The 18,738-nt window shown below is 45.9% G+C and carries 13 protein-coding genes; 4 read left to right on the forward strand and 9 right to left on the reverse strand.

The genetic code is table 11. The annotated features are described in order from the left end of the window. From RMO55_RS15295 to RMO55_RS15325, 7 genes are all read right to left on the reverse strand, one after another. A partial coding sequence (locus RMO55_RS15295) for a filamentous hemagglutinin N-terminal domain-containing protein (protein WP_310427824.1) occupies positions 1–1,388 on the reverse strand: 1,388 nt, incomplete at its 3' end. Positions 1,389–1,909: 521 nt separating this feature from the next. After that, entirely contained in the window at positions 1,910–2,500 is a 591-nt protein-coding gene (locus RMO55_RS15300; RefSeq protein ID WP_310427826.1) for a DUF4360 domain-containing protein, read from the reverse strand. Positions 2,501–2,755: 255 nt separating this feature from the next. Next, complete coding sequence (locus RMO55_RS15305; protein ID WP_310427828.1) at positions 2,756–3,349, reverse strand: DUF4360 domain-containing protein; 594 nt, start codon at positions 3,347–3,349, stop codon at positions 2,756–2,758. A gap of 172 nt (positions 3,350–3,521) precedes the next feature. Further along, a complete protein-coding gene (locus RMO55_RS15310) occupies positions 3,522–5,453 on the reverse strand; it encodes a response regulator (protein ID WP_310427830.1) in 1,932 nt (643 codons plus the stop codon). Next, positions 5,450–5,845 carry a VOC family protein gene (locus tag RMO55_RS15315; RefSeq protein ID WP_310427831.1) on the reverse strand — a complete coding sequence of 132 codons (396 nt, stop codon included), beginning with the start codon at positions 5,843–5,845 and terminating at the stop codon, positions 5,450–5,452. The genes RMO55_RS15310 and RMO55_RS15315 overlap by 4 nt, the downstream gene beginning before the upstream one ends. 12 nt (positions 5,846–5,857) lie before the next feature. After that, positions 5,858–6,232: a response regulator gene (locus RMO55_RS15320; RefSeq protein WP_396134340.1), complete on the reverse strand. Its 375-nt coding sequence runs from the start codon at positions 6,230–6,232 to the stop codon at positions 5,858–5,860. Positions 6,233–6,290: 58 nt separating this feature from the next. Next, positions 6,291–8,201 carry an ATP-binding protein gene (locus RMO55_RS15325; protein ID WP_310427834.1) on the reverse strand — a complete coding sequence of 637 codons (1,911 nt, stop codon included), beginning with the start codon at positions 8,199–8,201 and terminating at the stop codon, positions 6,291–6,293. 393 nt (positions 8,202–8,594) lie between these two features. Between RMO55_RS15325 and RMO55_RS15330 the strand changes: the two genes are divergently transcribed. From RMO55_RS15330 to RMO55_RS15340, 3 genes are all read left to right on the forward strand, one after another. Then, positions 8,595–9,341 carry a DUF561 domain-containing protein gene (locus RMO55_RS15330; RefSeq protein ID WP_310427885.1) on the forward strand — a complete coding sequence of 249 codons (747 nt, stop codon included), beginning with the start codon at positions 8,595–8,597 and terminating at the stop codon, positions 9,339–9,341. Between the two features lie 177 nt (positions 9,342–9,518). Next, positions 9,519–10,274 carry a serine O-acetyltransferase gene (gene cysE, locus RMO55_RS15335; RefSeq protein ID WP_310427836.1) on the forward strand — a complete coding sequence of 252 codons (756 nt, stop codon included), beginning with the start codon at positions 9,519–9,521 and terminating at the stop codon, positions 10,272–10,274. A 354-nt stretch (positions 10,275–10,628) separates the two neighbouring features. Continuing rightward, positions 10,629–12,068: a RecQ family ATP-dependent DNA helicase gene (locus RMO55_RS15340; RefSeq protein ID WP_310427838.1), complete on the forward strand. Its 1,440-nt coding sequence runs from the start codon at positions 10,629–10,631 to the stop codon at positions 12,066–12,068. Positions 12,069–12,121: 53 nt separating this feature from the next. On the opposite strand, the gene cbiB is transcribed toward RMO55_RS15340, so the two are convergent. After that, on the reverse strand, positions 12,122–13,096 hold the full coding sequence (gene cbiB, locus RMO55_RS15345; RefSeq protein ID WP_310427886.1) for an adenosylcobinamide-phosphate synthase CbiB: 975 nt from the start codon (positions 13,094–13,096) through the stop codon (positions 12,122–12,124). A 150-nt stretch (positions 13,097–13,246) separates the two neighbouring features. Then, complete coding sequence (locus RMO55_RS15350; RefSeq protein WP_310427839.1) at positions 13,247–15,265, reverse strand: penicillin-binding protein 2; 2,019 nt, start codon at positions 15,263–15,265, stop codon at positions 13,247–13,249. 343 nt (positions 15,266–15,608) lie between these two features. On the opposite strand from RMO55_RS15350, the gene RMO55_RS15355 reads away from it, so the two are divergent. Continuing rightward, entirely contained in the window at positions 15,609–18,731 is a 3,123-nt protein-coding gene (locus RMO55_RS15355) for a substrate-binding domain-containing protein (RefSeq protein WP_310427841.1), read from the forward strand. Positions 18,732–18,738: the final 7 nt, after the last annotated feature.

The raw sequence follows: 18,738 nt of genomic DNA on the forward strand, positions 1-18,738 counted from the left end.
TGACCTGCATCTCCTTGTCCATAAGTACTAGTATCGATAAAGGAATCTTTCAAAATAGTTATATTTCCTTTTATTTTCAGATCGATATCTCCCGCATTACCATTGCCGTTCACTAGCGCAGATTGATATGTATTGCTTCTAATGCGGCTTGCATTAGTTAGCTCTAATTCACGCGCATCGATTTTAATTCCCTTGCTATTCCCGACTCCAGCACTGCCAATTGTACTTTCAATCCGACTGCTATCCATCAATAACTTACCATTGGTATCGATCGTAATTTGACCTGCATCTCCTTGTCCGAAAGTACGAGTCTCGACAAAGGAACCTTTTGTGACAGCTAGATTGCTAGCTACGATCTCAATTCCACCACCGTTTCCTTCTGCTCCAGTGCGTACTCTGTTTCTAATAGCAGCCCCATCAGAAAGCTTGATATTTCCTGTCGCATTAAGTTTGATATTTCCTGCTGTAGCAGTTGGAGAACCCAATCTGGGTGCAATACCCGCGCTGATTATTGTTCCTGTTCCTTCCACGGCAATATCTCTAGCAAAAATCCCGACACTACCACCGCCACTAGATTCAACATTTATCACACTGGGTAATGTTCCACTTGTCACCAATGATACATTCCCTCGATCGACATTAGCTGGAAACTGTACGCCATTCTCAAGACTAAACCCAACTGTGCCACTTTGCTTCAAGCCGCCTAATTCCACCTTCGCACCAGGGGCGATTAGTTGTCCGCCATAAAAGTTGACATCTCCACCAATCAAGCCGATATATTGCCCTGGATTCTTATTTTGCAAAATCCCATAATTTTCGATTCCCCTACTCCCAGGAATGCTCGCATTCATTATCAATCGCGCTGGATTAAAAGCGACATTTGGATCGATCGATAATAACGGTACATCACCCGCTCTATTCACCCCAAAATTATAATTCCGCCCCGCCGCATCGACGAAATCCACCCCACTCGCCGTACTCGTCACAAATGCCTTACCCACATCCAACTTTACACCTGTTCCAAATACCACTCCATGCGGATTGATTAGTAAGAAATTTGCACCATTAGTATTTAACAGCCCATTAATATCGGAAAAATTATTTCCCGTCACGCGGGTAATAATCGCTTGATTTCCCTGTGGATTGGTAAAGTTAGCCGAGCCGTTTGTCGGTACGGAAAAATCGCTAAAACTATGAAGTAAATTTTGTCCGCGTTGCAGTCCACCAGTAATGTTGAAGTTATTCGCTCCGGTGGGATTGACGATCGTCCCAATTTGACTATTATCGGCTGCGGGACGGCGGTTGGAAGGGGTGTAAGTCTGGGCTTGGACGATGTTCGGTAACAAACATAAAGCCGTGCAAGAGAGGAAAGCGAGGAGCTGCTTCATGGTGGTTAGCGGGTAGAGTAATAGATGGAAACCTGGACGGGGGAATATCCAAATACTCGGCTAGCTCCTCCGTTCTCAATCTTCGGAATGCGAGATGGTTTAATACGGAGAAAGAAAATTATCAAACCCTCGTATTTCTTCATCAATCGCCACCCGATCGATTCCTTGCACGCGGCAAAAGTCCACAAAAGTGGACTACAAGATTTTTCTTTCCTTGTCTGAAACCACCCTGGTTCTCGATCGTCGGAATGCGGTTAGATTTAGGATACATTATGTATACTTGGAAATCAATTCGTCATTTGACTAACCCGATCGTGATGTTTTCGTTACAATTGATTAAAAACATCAAAAAATCCTGGTTTAATTTGGGGTATTCAGCCGCACAGAAGCGATCTCAAAAGCTGTCGGAAAACTAGAATCTTGGCATTTTGGAAAGAGCGCAATTACTGCTAAATACCCGACTTCTCCAAGAAGTCGGGTATTTGTCCTAACCAGCTTGGTGGTAGATATTGCTGGCGATCTTATTTCCCTTGGCAGGTGCGATATTTGACGTGATAAATCAAGCCTCTGTGAGCTAAATCGAGTGAGTCCACACTGGCTAATCCTTTACCAGCAGCAGCCATCGAAGCATTTACCCGCATATTTAGACTATCACCACAGCCCGACCACACATTAGCTTGAGTCGTTAAGGAATCTCGAACGTTATAGTTTGTTTCGCCTTGAAACTGTCGCTCGAACACGGGGCCTTTTTGACCAGCGAAAAAGTACTCGGCGCGTAATTTACCAGTTGTGGCAGGAGCAACATATCCTCGAAAATCAGCATCATATAACGAAATTTGAAAACCTTGAGGCACTTTGACAGGAATACTCAAGTTACAGCTTTTGCGGCTTTCCGCTGGGTTACTGCCCAGTGCGGCAAATTTATCAAATAAGATGGTTAATTCTTGACCGTCGGGGCTGATACTCACATTAGCGGAATCAGTGGGGCAACCGCTGCCGCCATATGTGGCACCTTGAATCTCCACTTTTTCTGCTGCAAATGCAGGGCTAACAGCGGCGATTAATGTAAATCCAACTAGTAAGGTATTTGCAAGTTTATTGACAAGTTTCATAGTTATTTCCTCAGAGTGAATAGTGATTTTGTTTCTACTAATCTTTACGATTGACTCGTAAAAGTTATTCATTTAAATGTCTAGAGCGATGATGAGAAATTGGTATTAAGTAGGCTGGGACAATTATCTGTCAAATAGATAATGCCTAAAATTTAGATGGTGGTCAGAGATCGATAGTCACACTGTGCCCACCCTAAAACTTATTACTTATTACTTATTACTTATTACTTATTACTTATTACTTATTTACTTAAATCAACCTTTCGCTTGGCAGGCACGATATTTAACGTGATAAACCAAACCTCGGTGAGCTAAATCGAAGGAGTCTACCGTGGCTGTTCCTTTACCACTGGCAACCATCGAAGCATTCACTCGCATATTTAAACTGTCACCACAGGCAGACCAGACATCAGCCGCAGTCTCGAAGGCTTGTCGAACGTTATAGTCTTTGTCCCCTTGGAATATCCGCTCGAACACGGGGCCTTTTTGACCAGCAAAAAAGTGTTCGGCGCGTAATTTACCAGTTGTGGCAGGAGCGACATATCCTCGATAATCAGCTTCGTATAAGGAAATTTGAAAGCCTTGAGGCACCTTGACGGGAATACTTAAATTACAGCTTTTGCGGCTGTCTGCTGGGTTACTCCCCTGAGCGATAAATTTATCAAATAAGATCGTTAGCTCTTGTCCGTCGGGGCTAACATTTACTTTGGCAGACTCTGTGGGACAACCGCTACCACCATATGTGGCACCTTGAATCTCCACTTTTTCTGCAGCAAATGCAGGGCTAATAGCGGTCATTAATGCAGATCCAATTAATAAGGTATTTACAAGTTTCTTTGCGGATTTCATCGTTATTTCCTCAGAGTAAGTAGTGATTTTGTTTCTACTAATCTTTACGATGGACTTGTAAAAGTTATTCACGAACCGATGATGCTACGCACAATCGTTCTATCTCAAAGCGTAGATTAATTGAAATCTTCGATCGAGATCGACACCAAATGTATTAGTCCGCCTTCTCGGACTATGGATCGCTAGCGACGACTTCTAGTCGTTGTCCGACCCTAGTCGCCGATCTCGCGTGTAGTCGCGCTAACCGATGGCGGATGCGCTGGGCGAGTTCGCCACCCATCATCGGCTTGCACAAATAGTCGTCTGCACCGACCTTAAATGCCTCTTGCTGGTCGATCGAGTCTTTACTGGCACTCAGAAACAAAATTGGTAAACTTTGCCACTGGGGGTCGCTACGCAGGACTTGGCAGAGTTCTAAACCGTTGATTTCGGGCATTTGTACGTCCAAAACGATCGCGTCGGGTCGAACTGATTGTAATACGCTCCAAAACTGCTGTGGATCGGCAAGGGTGGTTATTTTCAGCCCCCAGGGTTGTAATAATTTGGGGATGGTGCGGAGCCAGTCGAGATCGTCATCGACTATCATTACTTTTGGGGTGGTGGTAATCGATGGAATTAGAGAGGTTGCAGCGGTGAAGATTTGCTCGGTGGTGAGGTTGGTGGTGCACAGAAATTTCCCGCCATGTCTGACGACGGCTAATCGACGATCGATCGATTCATCGCGATCGCTTAATCCTAATATAACTCGATCGGGCAACCGCAAATGAACGTTGTGGATGAAGTTTAATGTTGAGCTAGTATCTCGGAGATTGACTAATATTAATGTGGGTAAATAAGGATTGGAGTCACCGAACAGATATCGATCTGCAGCTTCGATTGTGGGTAAGGCGATCGATCGACATCCGTTATTTTCAGCGATTTCTGTCAATGATTGAGTCAAGGTTGGATCGAGATCGATGAGTAATAATAAGGGTAAATCTGGACTGGGAACATCTATTTTTTGACTGGGTAATCTGGATTCTATTGCGCTTGTTAGTTCGCTGAGATAATTTTGTAAGGGTGATGCTTCGGCAGGAGATAATAGGATCGATCGATTTAATAATCTTTCGATCTGACGGGCAATTTCCATCGATGACACCAAGGAAAATACTCCCAATGTGCCTACTAATTTATGGGCTTTTTGGTGTGCTTGTTGTTGTTCGGGATAGTTGGAGTTGCCTAATAATATTCGATCGACTACCTTCGCTATTTCGGCTACATTTTCCAGGCATTGGGGTTTTGTCTTTACCCATGTTTCCTGAAGAAATGCTAAATATTCTGCTTGTTGTTGGTTGGAATTAATGGGGTGAAAATCGCAATCGTTTGGTAGGGGCGATTCATAAATTGCCCCTGCCAAATGATTAGAAGGAATTAGAGACTGAGGTAAATTTTGTGGCGATGTGAGGTAATAACCGCGCCCATGAATAGTACCGATAAAATCGTGGGGTGCGCCTGCAGATTGGAGTTTGTGGCGGAGTCGGCGTAAATGAGATCGCACCGTTGCTTCTGCGGGGAAATCATCAGACGACCACAACCTGTCGATAATTTCATCATTACTAAAAACACGATAACTATCTCTCAAAAATAGTTCTAAGAGATCGTATTCCTTCGTAGTTAGAGCTAATGGTTGCCCATTATAACTAACTTCACAACTACTAGGATTGAGCATCAGATCGCCCCAACTCAATAGCGGCAATGGGTTAGTACTACCTCTCCGCAGCAACGCGCGCACTCGCGCTGTCAGTTCGGCAAGATCGAAAGGTTTAACCACATAATCATCTGCTCCTGCATCTAATCCTTGTACTTTTGCCGTGGTATTATCTTGAGCAGTCAAAAGCAAAATTGGTGTCGTACAGCCTGCCCCACGCAACTTTTTACAGAGACTAATCCCATCTAATTTGGGTAACATAATATCCAAGACGATCGCATCATAATCAAAGGTAGATGCATAAGTCCATCCCATCTCTCCATCCTTGACTGCATCAACAATATGATGTTGAGAACTCAGGCTCCGAGTTAATAGGGCGATTAAAGTATCATCATCTTCGATTAACAGAATTTTCATATTTCCCATTCAGCATTTTGTAAAACAACACGATATCCATCTGGATCTTCAAATGTTGCTCCATTAATATCCCAATATGGATTATAAGATGGGATAGTTCCATAGCCAATACTGTTCATTTGAATTACTGCCCGCTCCCATTCAGATCGATCTGGAAGATAAAAAACAATTAAATTATCTTGAGTGGGGGCACTCCCGACAAAATGCCCCTGTTGATGTGTGAATTCAAAGTGATAAATTTCGCCTGGTAGCCCAATCATGACACCATCAAAACCTTCATGATTTTCAAATCGATCGAGAATTTGCAATCCTAAACCATCCGTATAAAACCGGACAACTTCATCTAGTTTATCTGTTGGACGCGCAATCCGCACAGTCTTTGTTCGGAGCATAGTGTCTTGTTTTCACCAATTAAGAATTTTGGAGATTCGATCGGGTAAATCCAAAGAATTAAAAGGTTTCGTAATTACTCCGCTGACACCGAGATCGTTAAACTGTTTTCGTTCGGCGGTTTGAGCTTTGGCTGTCAGAAATATGACGGGAATTCCAGCAGTAATGGGATTAGCTTGCAATGCCTTAAATGTAGCAATTCCATCCATTTCTGGCATCATGACATCGAGCAGAATTGCATCGGGAAGTTCTCGCTGGGCAGTATCGATACCCATCCTACCACCACTAGCAGATAATACCTCCCATCCCGCCACCATATTAATCCCAAATTTGATGACTATTTGGATAGACTCTTCATCATCGATCGTTAATAGACGTTTGTTCATAATTAATACTTCGGCTACGCTCAGTACAAGTAATTGATAATTGATAATTGATAATTAATAATTAATTATCAATAACTGGTAGTGTAAACGAGAAGGTACTGCCAACACCTATGGTACTAGCTACCCAAATTTTACCGCCGTGTTGCTCGATAATTTTGCGACAAATTGTTAAGCCTAAGCCCGTACCACCTTTTTTGCGAGAATCGGAAGAGTCTACCTGCTGGAATCGCTCAAAGATAGTTTCTAACTTATGATCGGGGATACCTTGCCCTTCGTCACGTACTTGAAATAAGATCTCGATCGGTACCGCGCCCAAGGCGGCTACTTTTGCGGCTTTAGATCTCGTCGATTTTCGACCCTTCTGCGGTGGTATAGAAGGCTGTTCTTGACGCTTTACTGTCAGCCAGACATTTCCCCCAGGGGAGGAAAATTTGATGGCATTGCTAATTAAATTAGTCAACGCCTGGACGATATAATCGGCATCTACCCAGAGCTGAATATCTAGCGGCTGATTGACGAGGGTAATTTCGTGCTGCTGCGCCATTGCTTGCATTGCTTCTACAGCTTGAATCATCAATTCTGTCGCCGTACAAGCTTGTTTTTCCATCGTGACTGCGCCAGATTCGATTCGTTGCAGATCGAGCACGCTATTAACTAGACGTACCAAGCGTTCGGTGTTTTCGTCGGCGATTTCGAGGAATTGTTGTCCGTCTTTGGTGAGAACTCCCAAACGTCCAGTTACCAAAATTTTCAGAGCACTATGCAGCGATGTTAGGGGGGTGCGAAGTTCGTGACTAACGACGGAGATAAACTCATCCTTCATCCGTTCGATCGCTTTTCGATCGCTAATATCACTCGTCAGGGCAAAGAAACCAATGATTCGATCGTCTTTATCGATGTGGGGAATATAATTAATACTAACCGAGCGAGTTGTCCCATCGTGAAGCCCAATTTCATTTTCGTAGGTGACAATATTTCCCGCAAGGGCGTGATTAATATGGGGCTGCATTCGGCGATAACAATCTTCGCCCCAAACTTCGCGCATGGGAGAACCATGGATATTCTGTAGAGATTTTCCGAGCCAGTTGGTGTAAGCTGGATTGTTGAATTGATAGCACTCTCGATCGTCTACATAGGCGATTAGGACTGGGAGCGCGTTGGTAATTAGGCGCAATTGCTCCTCACTTTGACGGAGGGCGATTTCTACTTGCTTGCGATCGATTATTTCCTGTTGTAAACTCGAATTTACCGCTTGGAGTTCTGCTGTACGTTCCGCTACAACCGCCTCTAATTGCCCCCACAGCTCTCCTTGTGCCAAAGCGATACTAATTTGGTCGGCGAGCTGTTGCATCAGTTCTAGCTCAAATTCAGCCCATTTGCGGGGTCGATCGCATTGATGAGCAATTAATAGTCCCCAGATCGCCGTTTGCGGCGGTAATTTTTGCGGCGGGTGGACGTTCAAACTATGTAAAATTGGGACGATTAATTTGGCTTTTACGCCAAATTGTTCGACAAATTCCAGTAAACAATCAGCAACTTCGGCACTCGGATCGCGGACATCTGCTACCGCCCGCACTCGCCCTTTGGCATATAGTTGCTGGTACTCTAGCGGGAATACTTCCTCTGGAAATTCCATCCCCAAAATTGCGGTATATGCTGGTAATACCGCTTCACTAATTGGTGTCCCCGTACCATCGGGAAGTACTTGATAGATCAACACTCGATCGGCTTGTAATACCTGCTGCACCTCCGTCACGATCGTGCGGAGAATTTCCTTTAACTGTAGTGACTGACGAATCTTGAAGCTAATTTCCGCAAATAATTCTACCCCTTGTAGTTGGCTGCGGTGCGGCTCTGGCACATTGCGAGGTAATTCTGGGGCTGGTGGTGCTGTCACCACCGGACTTGCAGCCATCGGTTGATGGCGCGAACCAGATTTTCGGTTTGGTGGTTGGGAAGGTTTACCTGTCATTCGTCACAATACTTTCATTAGACAGTGCCTACTTCCTAATATGCCTGGGACACGATCGTTTGGCAAGTGCTCGATCGTCGAATCGATAAGTTACTTTACGTTACCTAGTTGGCAACCCATGACGCAAGATTCATTTGTGATGGTCGATCGCACCCAAGGCAAGAAGGGCAACAGTTTGGGCGGGGGTTAAGCCTTTGACATTGGGGATATTGGCACCTGCACAGAGTCGAGGAGCGATCGTCTCAAACAGGAACTACGAGAAGACGATCGAGCGAGAAATAGCTGGGGTGAGGATAAATCATCTTGTTGACTTTAGTGTCACTGTTTGGGCAATTCAGCCCGATCGATGTCAAAATGGTTCAGATAAAGATTTATGTGTCCCTTCGTCAAGTGATGAATATGTTGAATAGCCTGCAAACAGCCTTTGCTAGTAACCAAGTCCTCAAAGTCATCAGTGGGTTAAATAATTTCGATCGAGATCGAGTTGCTGCTGTAGTCAGAGCAGCCGATCGGGGTGGTGCTACATTTCTAGATATTGCTGCTGATGCTGACTTAGTACGAATGGCGCGTCAGCTCACCAATTTGCCAATTTGTGTTTCTGCTGTCGAACCCGAACTCTTCGTTGCTTGTGTCGAAGCTGGTGCCGACTTAATCGAAATCGGTAACTTCGATAGTTTCTACGCTCAAGGCATCCGATTTGAAGCCGATGAAGTTCTCGCCCTAACTCAAGCTACTCGTGCCTTGTTGCCCCAGATTACCCTATCTGTGACCGTTCCCCACATCTTAACGCTCGACAAGCAAGTTGAATTGGCTCAAGCTCTGGTAGCTGCGGGTGCGGATATCATTCAAACTGAAGGTGGTACTAGCAGTGCTCCCACTCACGCAGGTACCCTCGGTTTAATCGAAAAAGCAGCACCCACTCTAGCTGCTGCTTATGAAATTTCCCGCGCTGTCACTGTTCCAGTGCTTTGTGCCTCTGGCTTGTCCAGTGTCACGGCACCCCTAGCAATTTCTGCTGGTGCTGCGGGTATCGGCGTGGGTTCGGCAATTAACAAGCTCAATGATGAGTTGGCGATGATTGCGGTAGTTCGCAGCCTGGTAGAAGCTCTGGCTGCTACTCCTGCTACTGTTAGAGCGTAGAGAGTAGAGGGTAGAGGGTAGATTTTGGATGCAAGCGTCCCCTTCCCCCTTTCCCCTCCCCCCTTCCTTCCTACCCTCTACCCTCTACTCCCTAGATTGGGTTAGCCGAACTAACATCGATCGACAAATACCAGCTAAAATACTTAATAGTCTCCTAGCGACAATGGAACACTGGCTGTGATTTCACAACTAATTGCTGACTTCCGCATCATTTTCGATCGCGATCCGGCTGCGCGTAACTGGGTAGAAGTTCTCTTCTGCTATCCAGGGCTGCAAGCATTATCGCTCCACCGTTTTGCCCATTGGCTATATGTCTTGGGTATTCCCTTTATCCCTCGCCTAATTTCTCATTTGGCGCGATTTTTTACGGGGATTGAGATTCACCCAGGTGCGACAATCGGTAAGGGTGTATTTATCGATCATGGGATGGGTGTGGTAATCGGTGAAACAGCAATTGTTGGCGATTATGCCCTGATTTATCAAGGCGTGACTTTAGGTGGTACTGGTAAAGAAAGTGGTAAACGTCACCCGACGCTGGGCGAAAATGTCGTAGTTGGCGCGGGTGCGAAAGTATTAGGCAATCTGCAAATTGGTAGTAATGTGCGGATTGGGGCGGGTTCTGTCGTCTTGCGGGACGTACCATCAGATTGTACGGTAGTCGGCATTCCTGGACGGATATTATATCGAGCGGGCGAGCGAGTTGGGCCGTTGGAACATGGTAGTCTACCAGATACTGAGGCGGAAGTAATTCGAGCATTAGTCGATCGGATCGAAAGTTTAGAGCAACAAGTGCAGAAATTTCAAACCGAACAAACTTGCAATGCAATTATCCAAGGAGTCGAAACTCCTTCAGCCGAAGGGATAGAAGTCCCGCCGAGCTGTCATTTAGAAGATCGAGTAATTCGTCAATTTTTAGATGGTTCGGGAATTTAATCGTTGGGAAGTGAGGTATGATTTGCCTCCGAAATTTAGAGTAGGGGGACTTCATGAAATGCCCCTACTATAAATTTCAGGGATTGCCTAAAACCTAAAACTAAACCTAAAACCTAAAACTAAACCTAAAACCTAAAACCTAAAACCTAAAACTAAACATAAAACCTAAAACCTAAAACCTAAAACCTAAAACCTAAAACCTAAAGCCTAAAGCCTAAAACCTAAAACCTAAAACCTAAAACCTAAAGCCTAAAGCCTAAAACCTAAAACCTAAAGCCTAAAACCTAAAACCTAAAACCTAAAGCCTAAAACCTAAAGCCTAAAACTAAAACCTAAAACCTAAAGCCTAGCCGAATGGATCGGATTAAAGCAAAATTACAGGAAATTTGGGGATACGACGAACTGAGATCGCCCCAAAGGGAAATAATTGAATGCTTGCTCGCGCATCGGGATGCACTAATTGTCATGCCGACTGGGGGTGGTAAATCTTTATGTTTCCAACTTCCAGCTTTATTGAGTACTGGCGTTACCTTGGTGATTTCGCCCTTAGTCGCCTTGATGGAAAATCAAGTGCAGGAATTAACCGAGAAAGGAGTAGCCGCTGGTTTATTGCATAGCGAAATCCCTGCAACCAAACGCAAACAGACACTTCAAACTTTAGCCGATCGTCAACTGAGGTTATTATATCTCTCCCCAGAAACCCTATTAACTCCAGCAGTTTGGTCGAGATTATGCGATCCCGAACTCAAGATCGATCGACTCATCCTCGATGAAGCTCATTGTCTCGTGCATTGGGGGGAAACCTTTCGTCCCACCTATCGGCGATTGGGAGCGATCCGCGCTACTTTGCTCCAGTACAAGCCCATAGGTACCACAATCTCGATCGCGGCCTTTACCGCGACTGCTGACCCCCTCTCCCAGCAAACGATTAAAAAAGTCTTACAACTCGAACAGCCAGCCGAATTTATCCTCAATCCCCACCGCAAGAATCTACGGTTATCCGTCAAACAAATCTGGACTCCACGGGGAAGAAGAGAGCAATTAACTAAGTTTATCGATAAGTATCCGCGTCAATCTGGACTGGTATACGTCCGAACTCGCGATACTAGTGAAGAATTGGCAGATTGGTTGGCAAAACGTGGCGATGCAACGGCGGCTTATCATGCTGGTTTGAGTCCCCAAGCTCGTCGTCGGGTTGAGGGTGAATGGTTGAGTGGAAAGCTGCAATATGTGGTGTGTACCTGCGCTTTTGGAATGGGAATTAATAAAGCGAATGTGCGGTGGATTGCCCATTTTCATCCGCCAGTATTGTTGGCTGAATATATCCAAGAAATCGGTCGAGCGGGACGAGATGGTAAACCTGCGGAGGCGTTATTATTGGTATGTGAGCAAACAGGTTTATTATATCCAGAAGATCGCCAGCGATCGAGATTTTTTACTGAGAGTATCGATCAATATTACGATTTGGCAACAACTTTAGCAAAACAACTTCCTCCGACTGGAGATGTCAGGGAAATCGAGCGTAATTTCCCCCAGAGTTCAACCGCTTTATCTCTATTACATAGCGTGGGCGAATTAGGTTGGGAAACACCATTTCATTATCGCCGATCGAAGACCAGTAAGCCCCCAAATTGGCAGTCATTACAAGCACAGCAACAGTTACTTTTTCGGGGTGTTCCAACTTATATTAAGTATTCTGGTTGTCGATGGGAATATTTATTGACTGCATTTGGCTGTAAGCCACAAGTTAAAGATTGGCGGTGTGGTAATTGCGATTTTTGTCGTAAACGTTAAATTATTGATTTTCTTAACCGGAACTCACGTTAAACTAAACTTCACGCAATTTTCTAGGAGAGAGAATACGTCAACAATCCCAACCCTAACCATAGTAAAAAACTATAACGAGTTAACTTCAAAGCCTGCTGAATAATATCTGAAGTAATCGGTTGCAGATCGTCACCCAACAATGGCTTTTCTTGTAATTGTCCTCGATAGTAATTCAGACCCCCAACTTGTACGCCTAATGCTGCTGCATAAGCACATTCACTCCAACCAGAATTAGGACTGGGATCTTTGACTGCATCTCGAAAACATAGCCGCCAAACAGTCAGGGGTTTGCCAGAAATGATGCTCAGTGTGAGCACCGCCAGCCGACAGGGTAGCCAGGTAAGGATATCTTCAGATTTGGCACTACACCAGCCTAAATCGGCATAAGGTTCGCGACGGTAGCCGACCATTGAATCTAGCGTACTGGCTGCTTTGTATGCCATTGACAGCGGCGCAGCCCCGACTGAGGGGATAAATGCACCGACGATCGCGTAAAATAATGGAGCCATCACACCATCGATTGCGTTTTCGGTAACGGTTTCAAAGATAGCGCGATTAATTTCGGGAATAGTTAATTTTTCAGTATCTCTACCCACATACAGCCTCAGTTTCGATCGAGCCAAATCGAGATCTTTAGTTTCAATTGCAGCTAATACATCTTCAGCCGCTTGACGCAGACTTCTACCTGCAAAACAACTTGCTAAGAGAATCGATCGAACGGCGATACTCAACCAGGGATGTATCCATTCACAAGCATAAATTACCAGCCAACTAATTCCCCATGTACCGAGAATTAATCCCCAACATAAAACCACTCCAGCAACGCGACGTAAGTAGGGACGATCGAGATATTTGAGGGCAATTTTAGTATACAGATCGATCGACCATCCCATGACCTGAACGGGATGCAGCCAGCCCCACGGATCGCCAATCAGATAGTCTAAATAAGCAGCAATTATTAGGGGGTAGAGGTTAGAAGGTAGAGGGTAGAGGATAGGGGTTAGTGAATGGTGAATGGTGAATAGTGAAAAATAGGGGGTTGCTGAATCAGGAGGCAAAGCATTCGGGTATGATTCTGTACTTCTGAGCAAAATTAGCGTTCCTCTCTTCCCGAATCCCGAATCCCAATCAACTTTTACCCAAATTTATCCACCATCTGTTTTGTCTGTTGTTTTTTTATCTGTTTTAGCCTTCTCGATTTCAGCGGGATTACTGGGGGGGATGCCGTCGATGAAGATTAATGATTCCATCACTGATTTGACAATTGGTGCGGCGACATTACTCCCCAAGGCTTGTTCCTTTCCTTTTGGTTCATCGATTGCGGCAAAAACGACGTAGCGATGTTGTTTATCGACAGGTAAAATTCCCGCAAAGCTGGTAATTTTTTTATCATCGCGGCCATAGCCACCTTGATAAACTTGTTGAGCGGTACCAGTCTTACCTGCAATCCGATAGCCAGGAATTAGAGCTTTCGTGCCAGAACCTTTGGTGACGACGGTTTCCATCATTTCTAGCACGACTTTGGCATTGGTAGGTGAGAAGATTTGACTGGGTTCGGGCAAAGTGGGCTTGTCTTTCCGCACTCCCGCACTATCGAATAAGCCTTCAACCACATGAGGCGTAACCAATTTACCACCATTGGCAAGACTCCCAATCAAAGTCACTAGTTGAATCGGTGTTAGTGTAAAACCTTGTCCGAAGGCATTATTGGCGGGATAGAGTGGTGATGAGAGAAACTCTTGCCGACTAGTAATGCTCCCTTGTCTTTCCAGCGGCAAGTCGATCCCGTATTTTTGACCTAGCCCGATCCGTTGGAGCCAGTCATAGTAGAGACTTGGTTTCAAACGTTGCATGATTTTTACCATCCCCACATTACTCGATTTTTGGAGTACTTGGGCGATATCGATCGTGCCATTTTTTTCGTGATGGGAGTTCTTAATCGGCTTTGTGCCAGGAACTGCAATCACCGATCCATTATCCTCGATCGTCGTGTGCGGATCGATTACGCCATTTTCTAGCGCGATTGCCACCGCGATCGGTTTAAAGGTCGATCCTGGCTCGCAGGGGCTAGAAACAGCCCAATTTTGGAGTAGGCTGGTAGCGCGATTTTTGCCCACAATTTTGCCATAGTTATAGACATCTCTACCGTAATAATTGGGATTGTAGGTGGGTTCGACTACCAAGGCTCGTAAAGCTCCCGTCTCAGCATCCATCACGATGACAGTCCCTCGTGGGGCATTCCATTCGCGCATCTTCTGCCGCAAGGCTTGTCTGGCTGCGCGTTGCAAGCGAAGATCGACTGTCAGACGGAGTTTCAAGTCATCAGTATGCAGAAAATCTGGGGTGACTAAATCGGATAAAATTTCGCCCTTTGCCGTTTTTGTGAGCGGATATTCAGGAACTTTGCGTTCCAATAGCAATGATTGACTATACTCCACTCCAGCTTGGGGTTTGCGTTGATAATCAAGATATCCCAACACCTCTGCCATCATGTCATCTTGAGGATAAAACCGTGTATAGTCGAGTTCGCCCTGTCGGATATCTAAGCCATCTAGTTTCAAGGCGATAATCCGCTCCTTGATATCTTCGCGTAAACCAGAGCCGATGAGCACTCCCGTCTGACGCTGTTGAAATTTGACCAGTAGCTCCTGCGGATCTCGGCCTAAAATTGGTGCTAGTTGTTGAGCCATCTCTGATGGCGTAACTTTGACTTTCCGTAGAGTTTTTGATAGACCTTCCCCCTTCACAATTTTGCTAAATTGGATGGGATGAGCGTAAATTGTATAGCTGGGTCGATCGATGGCGATTTGATTATTCGATCGATCGAGGATCGTCCGCCGAGGTACGAATGGGCGCACGCTCACCACCTGCTGCACCTGTGCTTTTTTCTGCAAGTTGGGCGCGTCCACAATCTGCAACCAGACTAATCTCAATAACAAACCGAAAGATCCCAGCCCCAAGACGATCCACACTCCAGCGATGCGATTAGTCGGATCTGGGCGATGCCGCGTCTGTTGCTGCCGAGGCGAGGGAGTTCCGCCTGTTGGCGCAGCCCTGTCTGTGGAGATAGAGTGCCGCAGTGCGCCCACGAACGAACGACGGCGGACGCTATCCCCATGATTATTGCCAAATTGTTTAGACTTCTTCCTGCGGATATTGCTCATTCAATTATACATTGGTGATAAAAGGCACGGAAAAAATTGATGATTCGATTGTATCTTAACGAAAACGTAACATTTCGCTCGATCGGACTGAAAAAATCGGTTAGGATCTGAACAAGCTGCTGCCAGCGGTTTTTAAAATAAGTGTCTACAAAGCTAAGACAGATCGAGATTCAGATCGATTCCCCAAAAAGTTTAGAGCATGTTCAAGCGATCCGATCGCTAGCTTATTTTCAGTTGCTGATTATACATTTGCTTTACAGAGCATTTTAGTGAGTATCTATTCAGACAGCGAACATCTAAGCTATTGTTGATTACAATATCCACAAAAAACTAGTTGTTACAAATGAAACAGCAAAATAGTTTAATCGTAACTCTAGCACTACTATTAGCTGCTGGTGCTACTAATAGTAATGTTAGTGCCCAATCTGCTGCTGATAGCTTCCCCCTACCCACATCTGTGGCGGCGGGAACCAAGGTGCAGATTGATGGTTCTAGTAGTCTGCAATCTGTCAATCAAGGTCTCAAAGAAAGATTCCAAAAGCAGTTCCCAGGTGCGGATGTCACCGTACCGACAAAATACCAAGGTAGCGACAGTGCCGTCAAAGCAGTCGCTCAAGACAAAGACGATCTCGCTGGCATCGGTCGATTGCTGACAAAAGAGGAAAAAGCTCAAGGCATTGCCTCCAAAACGATCGGTAGATCGAAAATCGCCATCATCGTCAAAAGCAACAACCCATATACTGGCAATCTCACCCTCAAAGATTTTGCGAGAATTTATCGGGGTGAAGTTACTGACTGGTCTCAACTACCCAGTGCCAAAGGAGCTAAAGGGAAAATCAAGGTCATCGATCGACCAGATACTAGCGATACCCGACGGGCGTTTGCCAACTATCCAGTTTTTCAGAAAGGACAACTCAAAACTGGCAGTAATGCTCAGAAACTCACCGAAGATTCGACCCAATCAGTTGTCGATAAGTTAGGTGACGATGGAATTGGTTATGCACCTGCCGACCAAATCAAAAGTATTCCTGGCATTAGAGCTGTCACGCTCCACGGTACCCAACCGGATAATCCAAAATATCCTTTTTCGCAGCCGCTAGTCTACGCTTACAAAAATAAAGGCGGACAAGTACGCGAAGGTGCAAAGGCATTTCTTGGTTATGCCAGCGATCCTGCTGGTCAACTTGCCATTAAAGAATCTGTTGCGGCTGGTTCAGCACCCGTGGCTGCGGGTACCACTCCCACTCCAGTCGAAAGCACCAGCCCGACTACCAATGTTAGTGGTAGTGATGGCAATACAACAGGGACTCCCGCAACCACTGGCGAGGGCAATCCGACCGGTACGACTCCCAATGACACGACAACGGCTACAGCCAAAGGTGGACTACCTGGGTGGCTCTTACCTCTAGCTGGTCTCGGTGTTTTAGGTGGAGGGCTACTATGGTTACTGGGGAAAAATAAAAACACCGAAACCGCTGCTCCGCTTAGTACGGCATCGGAAACAGTACCCAGTATTAAACCACTATATCCACCACCACCAGCTCGAACTGCTAAAGGTGATGGTTTATCAGGCGACCTCTCCGGCGACTTGTCTTCCGGTCTGGGTGGCTACCGTCCTACGGGCGATCTGCGATCGGGCGATCTGCGATCGGGCGATCTCTCGGGTACTTTGCCCCCTCCCCCAACCATTAACACCCCCAATGTTAATTTTAATGGGGTTGTTGATACCGTTAAAAACAAAGCCGATGACATTAACCTCGCTGGTGGTGCCGCTATAGCAGGCGGTGCCGCAGCCGCCGCCGCTCTGGGTAAAGGTATCTTCGATTCGACACAACGAGAACGGGACGAAGACTCATTCGGTCAATTACATCCTCCCGAAATCAAAGCTCCCGACATTGACCTCTCCAATCCCCTAGAAGGGTTGAAAGACAAGTCTTCTAATCTAATCCCCGATTTAGACATTAGCAGCCCGCTGGAGACCGTTAAGGACAAAGCTAGTGACTTTATTCAAGATGGTGGCGCAGCCGCAACCGCTGTCGGCGGTGCAGCTCTGGCTGGTGGTGCCGCGCTCGCGGGTAGCGCAGGCAATTTCTTTGGCGGTAAAGACCATCCCGAATCATCAGATCTCAGCCTGGAAGTACCCGATCTGGACTTCAATAATCCGTTTGAGGGCATCAAAGACAAAGCTGCAGATTTAATTCCAGATGTCAATCTTCCAGATGTCAATCTCGATCGACCAGATGGGGGAATTGTCGATAAAGTTGGGGACTTCCTCAAAGATGGTGGTGGTGCAACTATTGCCGCAGGTGGTGCTGCATTAGCAGGTGGTGCTGCCTTAGCTGGCGGTGCAGGTAAATCGGTATCTGACTTCTTCGGTGGACCCACCAATGAAGAAGATGCTGCGCCAGCGGAAGAACTTTGGCTAGATGGAGTTGATGAGATCGACCGCGATCCCTTTGATTTTGGCAACCCTGTGGATGCGATTAAAGATCGAGCTGCCGATCTTCAAGACAAGGCTAGCGATCTAATTCCCGACGGAATTGGCAACGATCCCTTTGATTTTGGCAATCCTGTGGATGCGATTAAAGATCGAGCTGCCGATCTTCAAGACAAGGCTATCGATCTAATTCCCGACGGGATGAATCTCGAACTCGACGATCCATTTGGAGATCTCAGCGATAAAGGTGGTGACTTCTTTAAAGGTGGTGGTGCTGCAGCCACAGCCGCTGGTGCCGCCGCACTTGCTGGCGGTGCAGCCCTATTTAGTGGTGACAAAAAAACACAGGAGTCAGGTTTAGAACTACCAAATCTAGAACTGGATACCTTCGACCGCGATTTGGAGGAAATTACCTTTGATGGTTTAGATGAAGATCCCTTTGCTGGTTTATCCGATCTGCTCGGTGAAGAAACTGGGGACATCGAAAAAGATGACCCAAAGCCTGATACTAGTGGCTTCCTTGCCAGTCTCCAAGATAAAGCTACCGATCTACTCGAAGATGGTAAGAATATCGGCGGTGCAGCTTTAGCTGGTGGTGCAGCAGCAACAGTCGGAGCGGGACAAGCAGTCCAATCTTTCTTCAATAAGGGGAAAGAAGCTCCAGCTAACGTTGGCGGCGATATCTCTGGTAATCTCTACAGCGAAGGTCAAATTACACTTGTCTCGCCCAGTCCCACTCAAGCCTATGCTCACTGGGAAATACCTGTCCGGTTAAAACGGCAGCTACGCGAACAAGGTGGTACAAAATTGGTGGTGCGGCTGTATAACGTCACCAATGTTGACTCTAATATCGAGTTACCAACTACATTCCAGTCGTTTGAGTGCAGTGATTCAGATTGGGACTTGGAGCTACCCATCACTAACAGCGACAATCGTTATTTAGCTGAAATTGGTTATGTAACCGAAGATGGACGCTGGTTAATGTTGGCACGTTCGGCCCCATTATCGATCGGATCGATTCATGGCTAGGTGTTAG

The sequence above is a fragment of the Chamaesiphon sp. VAR_48_metabat_135_sub genome (genome assembly GCF_031418915.1).
In the GTDB taxonomy this organism is placed as follows: Bacteria; Cyanobacteriota; Cyanobacteriia; order Cyanobacteriales; family Chamaesiphonaceae; genus Chamaesiphon.

What these genes read in the sequence shown, in the direction of transcription:
- RMO55_RS15300 (WP_310427826.1), bottom strand. Translation starts at nt 2,500, where the DNA reads ATGAAACTTGTCAATAAACTTGCAAATACCTTACTAGTTGGATTTACA.
- RMO55_RS15305 (WP_310427828.1), bottom strand. Translation starts at nt 3,349, where the DNA reads ATGAAATCCGCAAAGAAACTTGTAAATACCTTATTAATTGGATCTGCA.
- RMO55_RS15310 (WP_310427830.1), bottom strand. Translation starts at nt 5,453, where the DNA reads ATGAAAATTCTGTTAATCGAAGATGATGATACTTTAATCGCCCTATTA.
- RMO55_RS15315 (WP_310427831.1), bottom strand. Translation starts at nt 5,845, where the DNA reads ATGCTCCGAACAAAGACTGTGCGGATTGCGCGTCCAACAGATAAACTA.
- RMO55_RS15325 (WP_310427834.1), bottom strand. Translation starts at nt 8,201, where the DNA reads ATGACAGGTAAACCTTCCCAACCACCAAACCGAAAATCTGGTTCGCGC.
- RMO55_RS15330 (WP_310427885.1), top strand. Translation starts at nt 8,595, where the DNA reads ATGAATATGTTGAATAGCCTGCAAACAGCCTTTGCTAGTAACCAAGTC.
- RMO55_RS15340 (WP_310427838.1), top strand. Translation starts at nt 10,629, where the DNA reads ATGGATCGGATTAAAGCAAAATTACAGGAAATTTGGGGATACGACGAA.
- RMO55_RS15350 (WP_310427839.1), bottom strand. Translation starts at nt 15,265, where the DNA reads ATGAGCAATATCCGCAGGAAGAAGTCTAAACAATTTGGCAATAATCAT.
- RMO55_RS15355 (WP_310427841.1), top strand. Translation starts at nt 15,609, where the DNA reads ATGAAACAGCAAAATAGTTTAATCGTAACTCTAGCACTACTATTAGCT.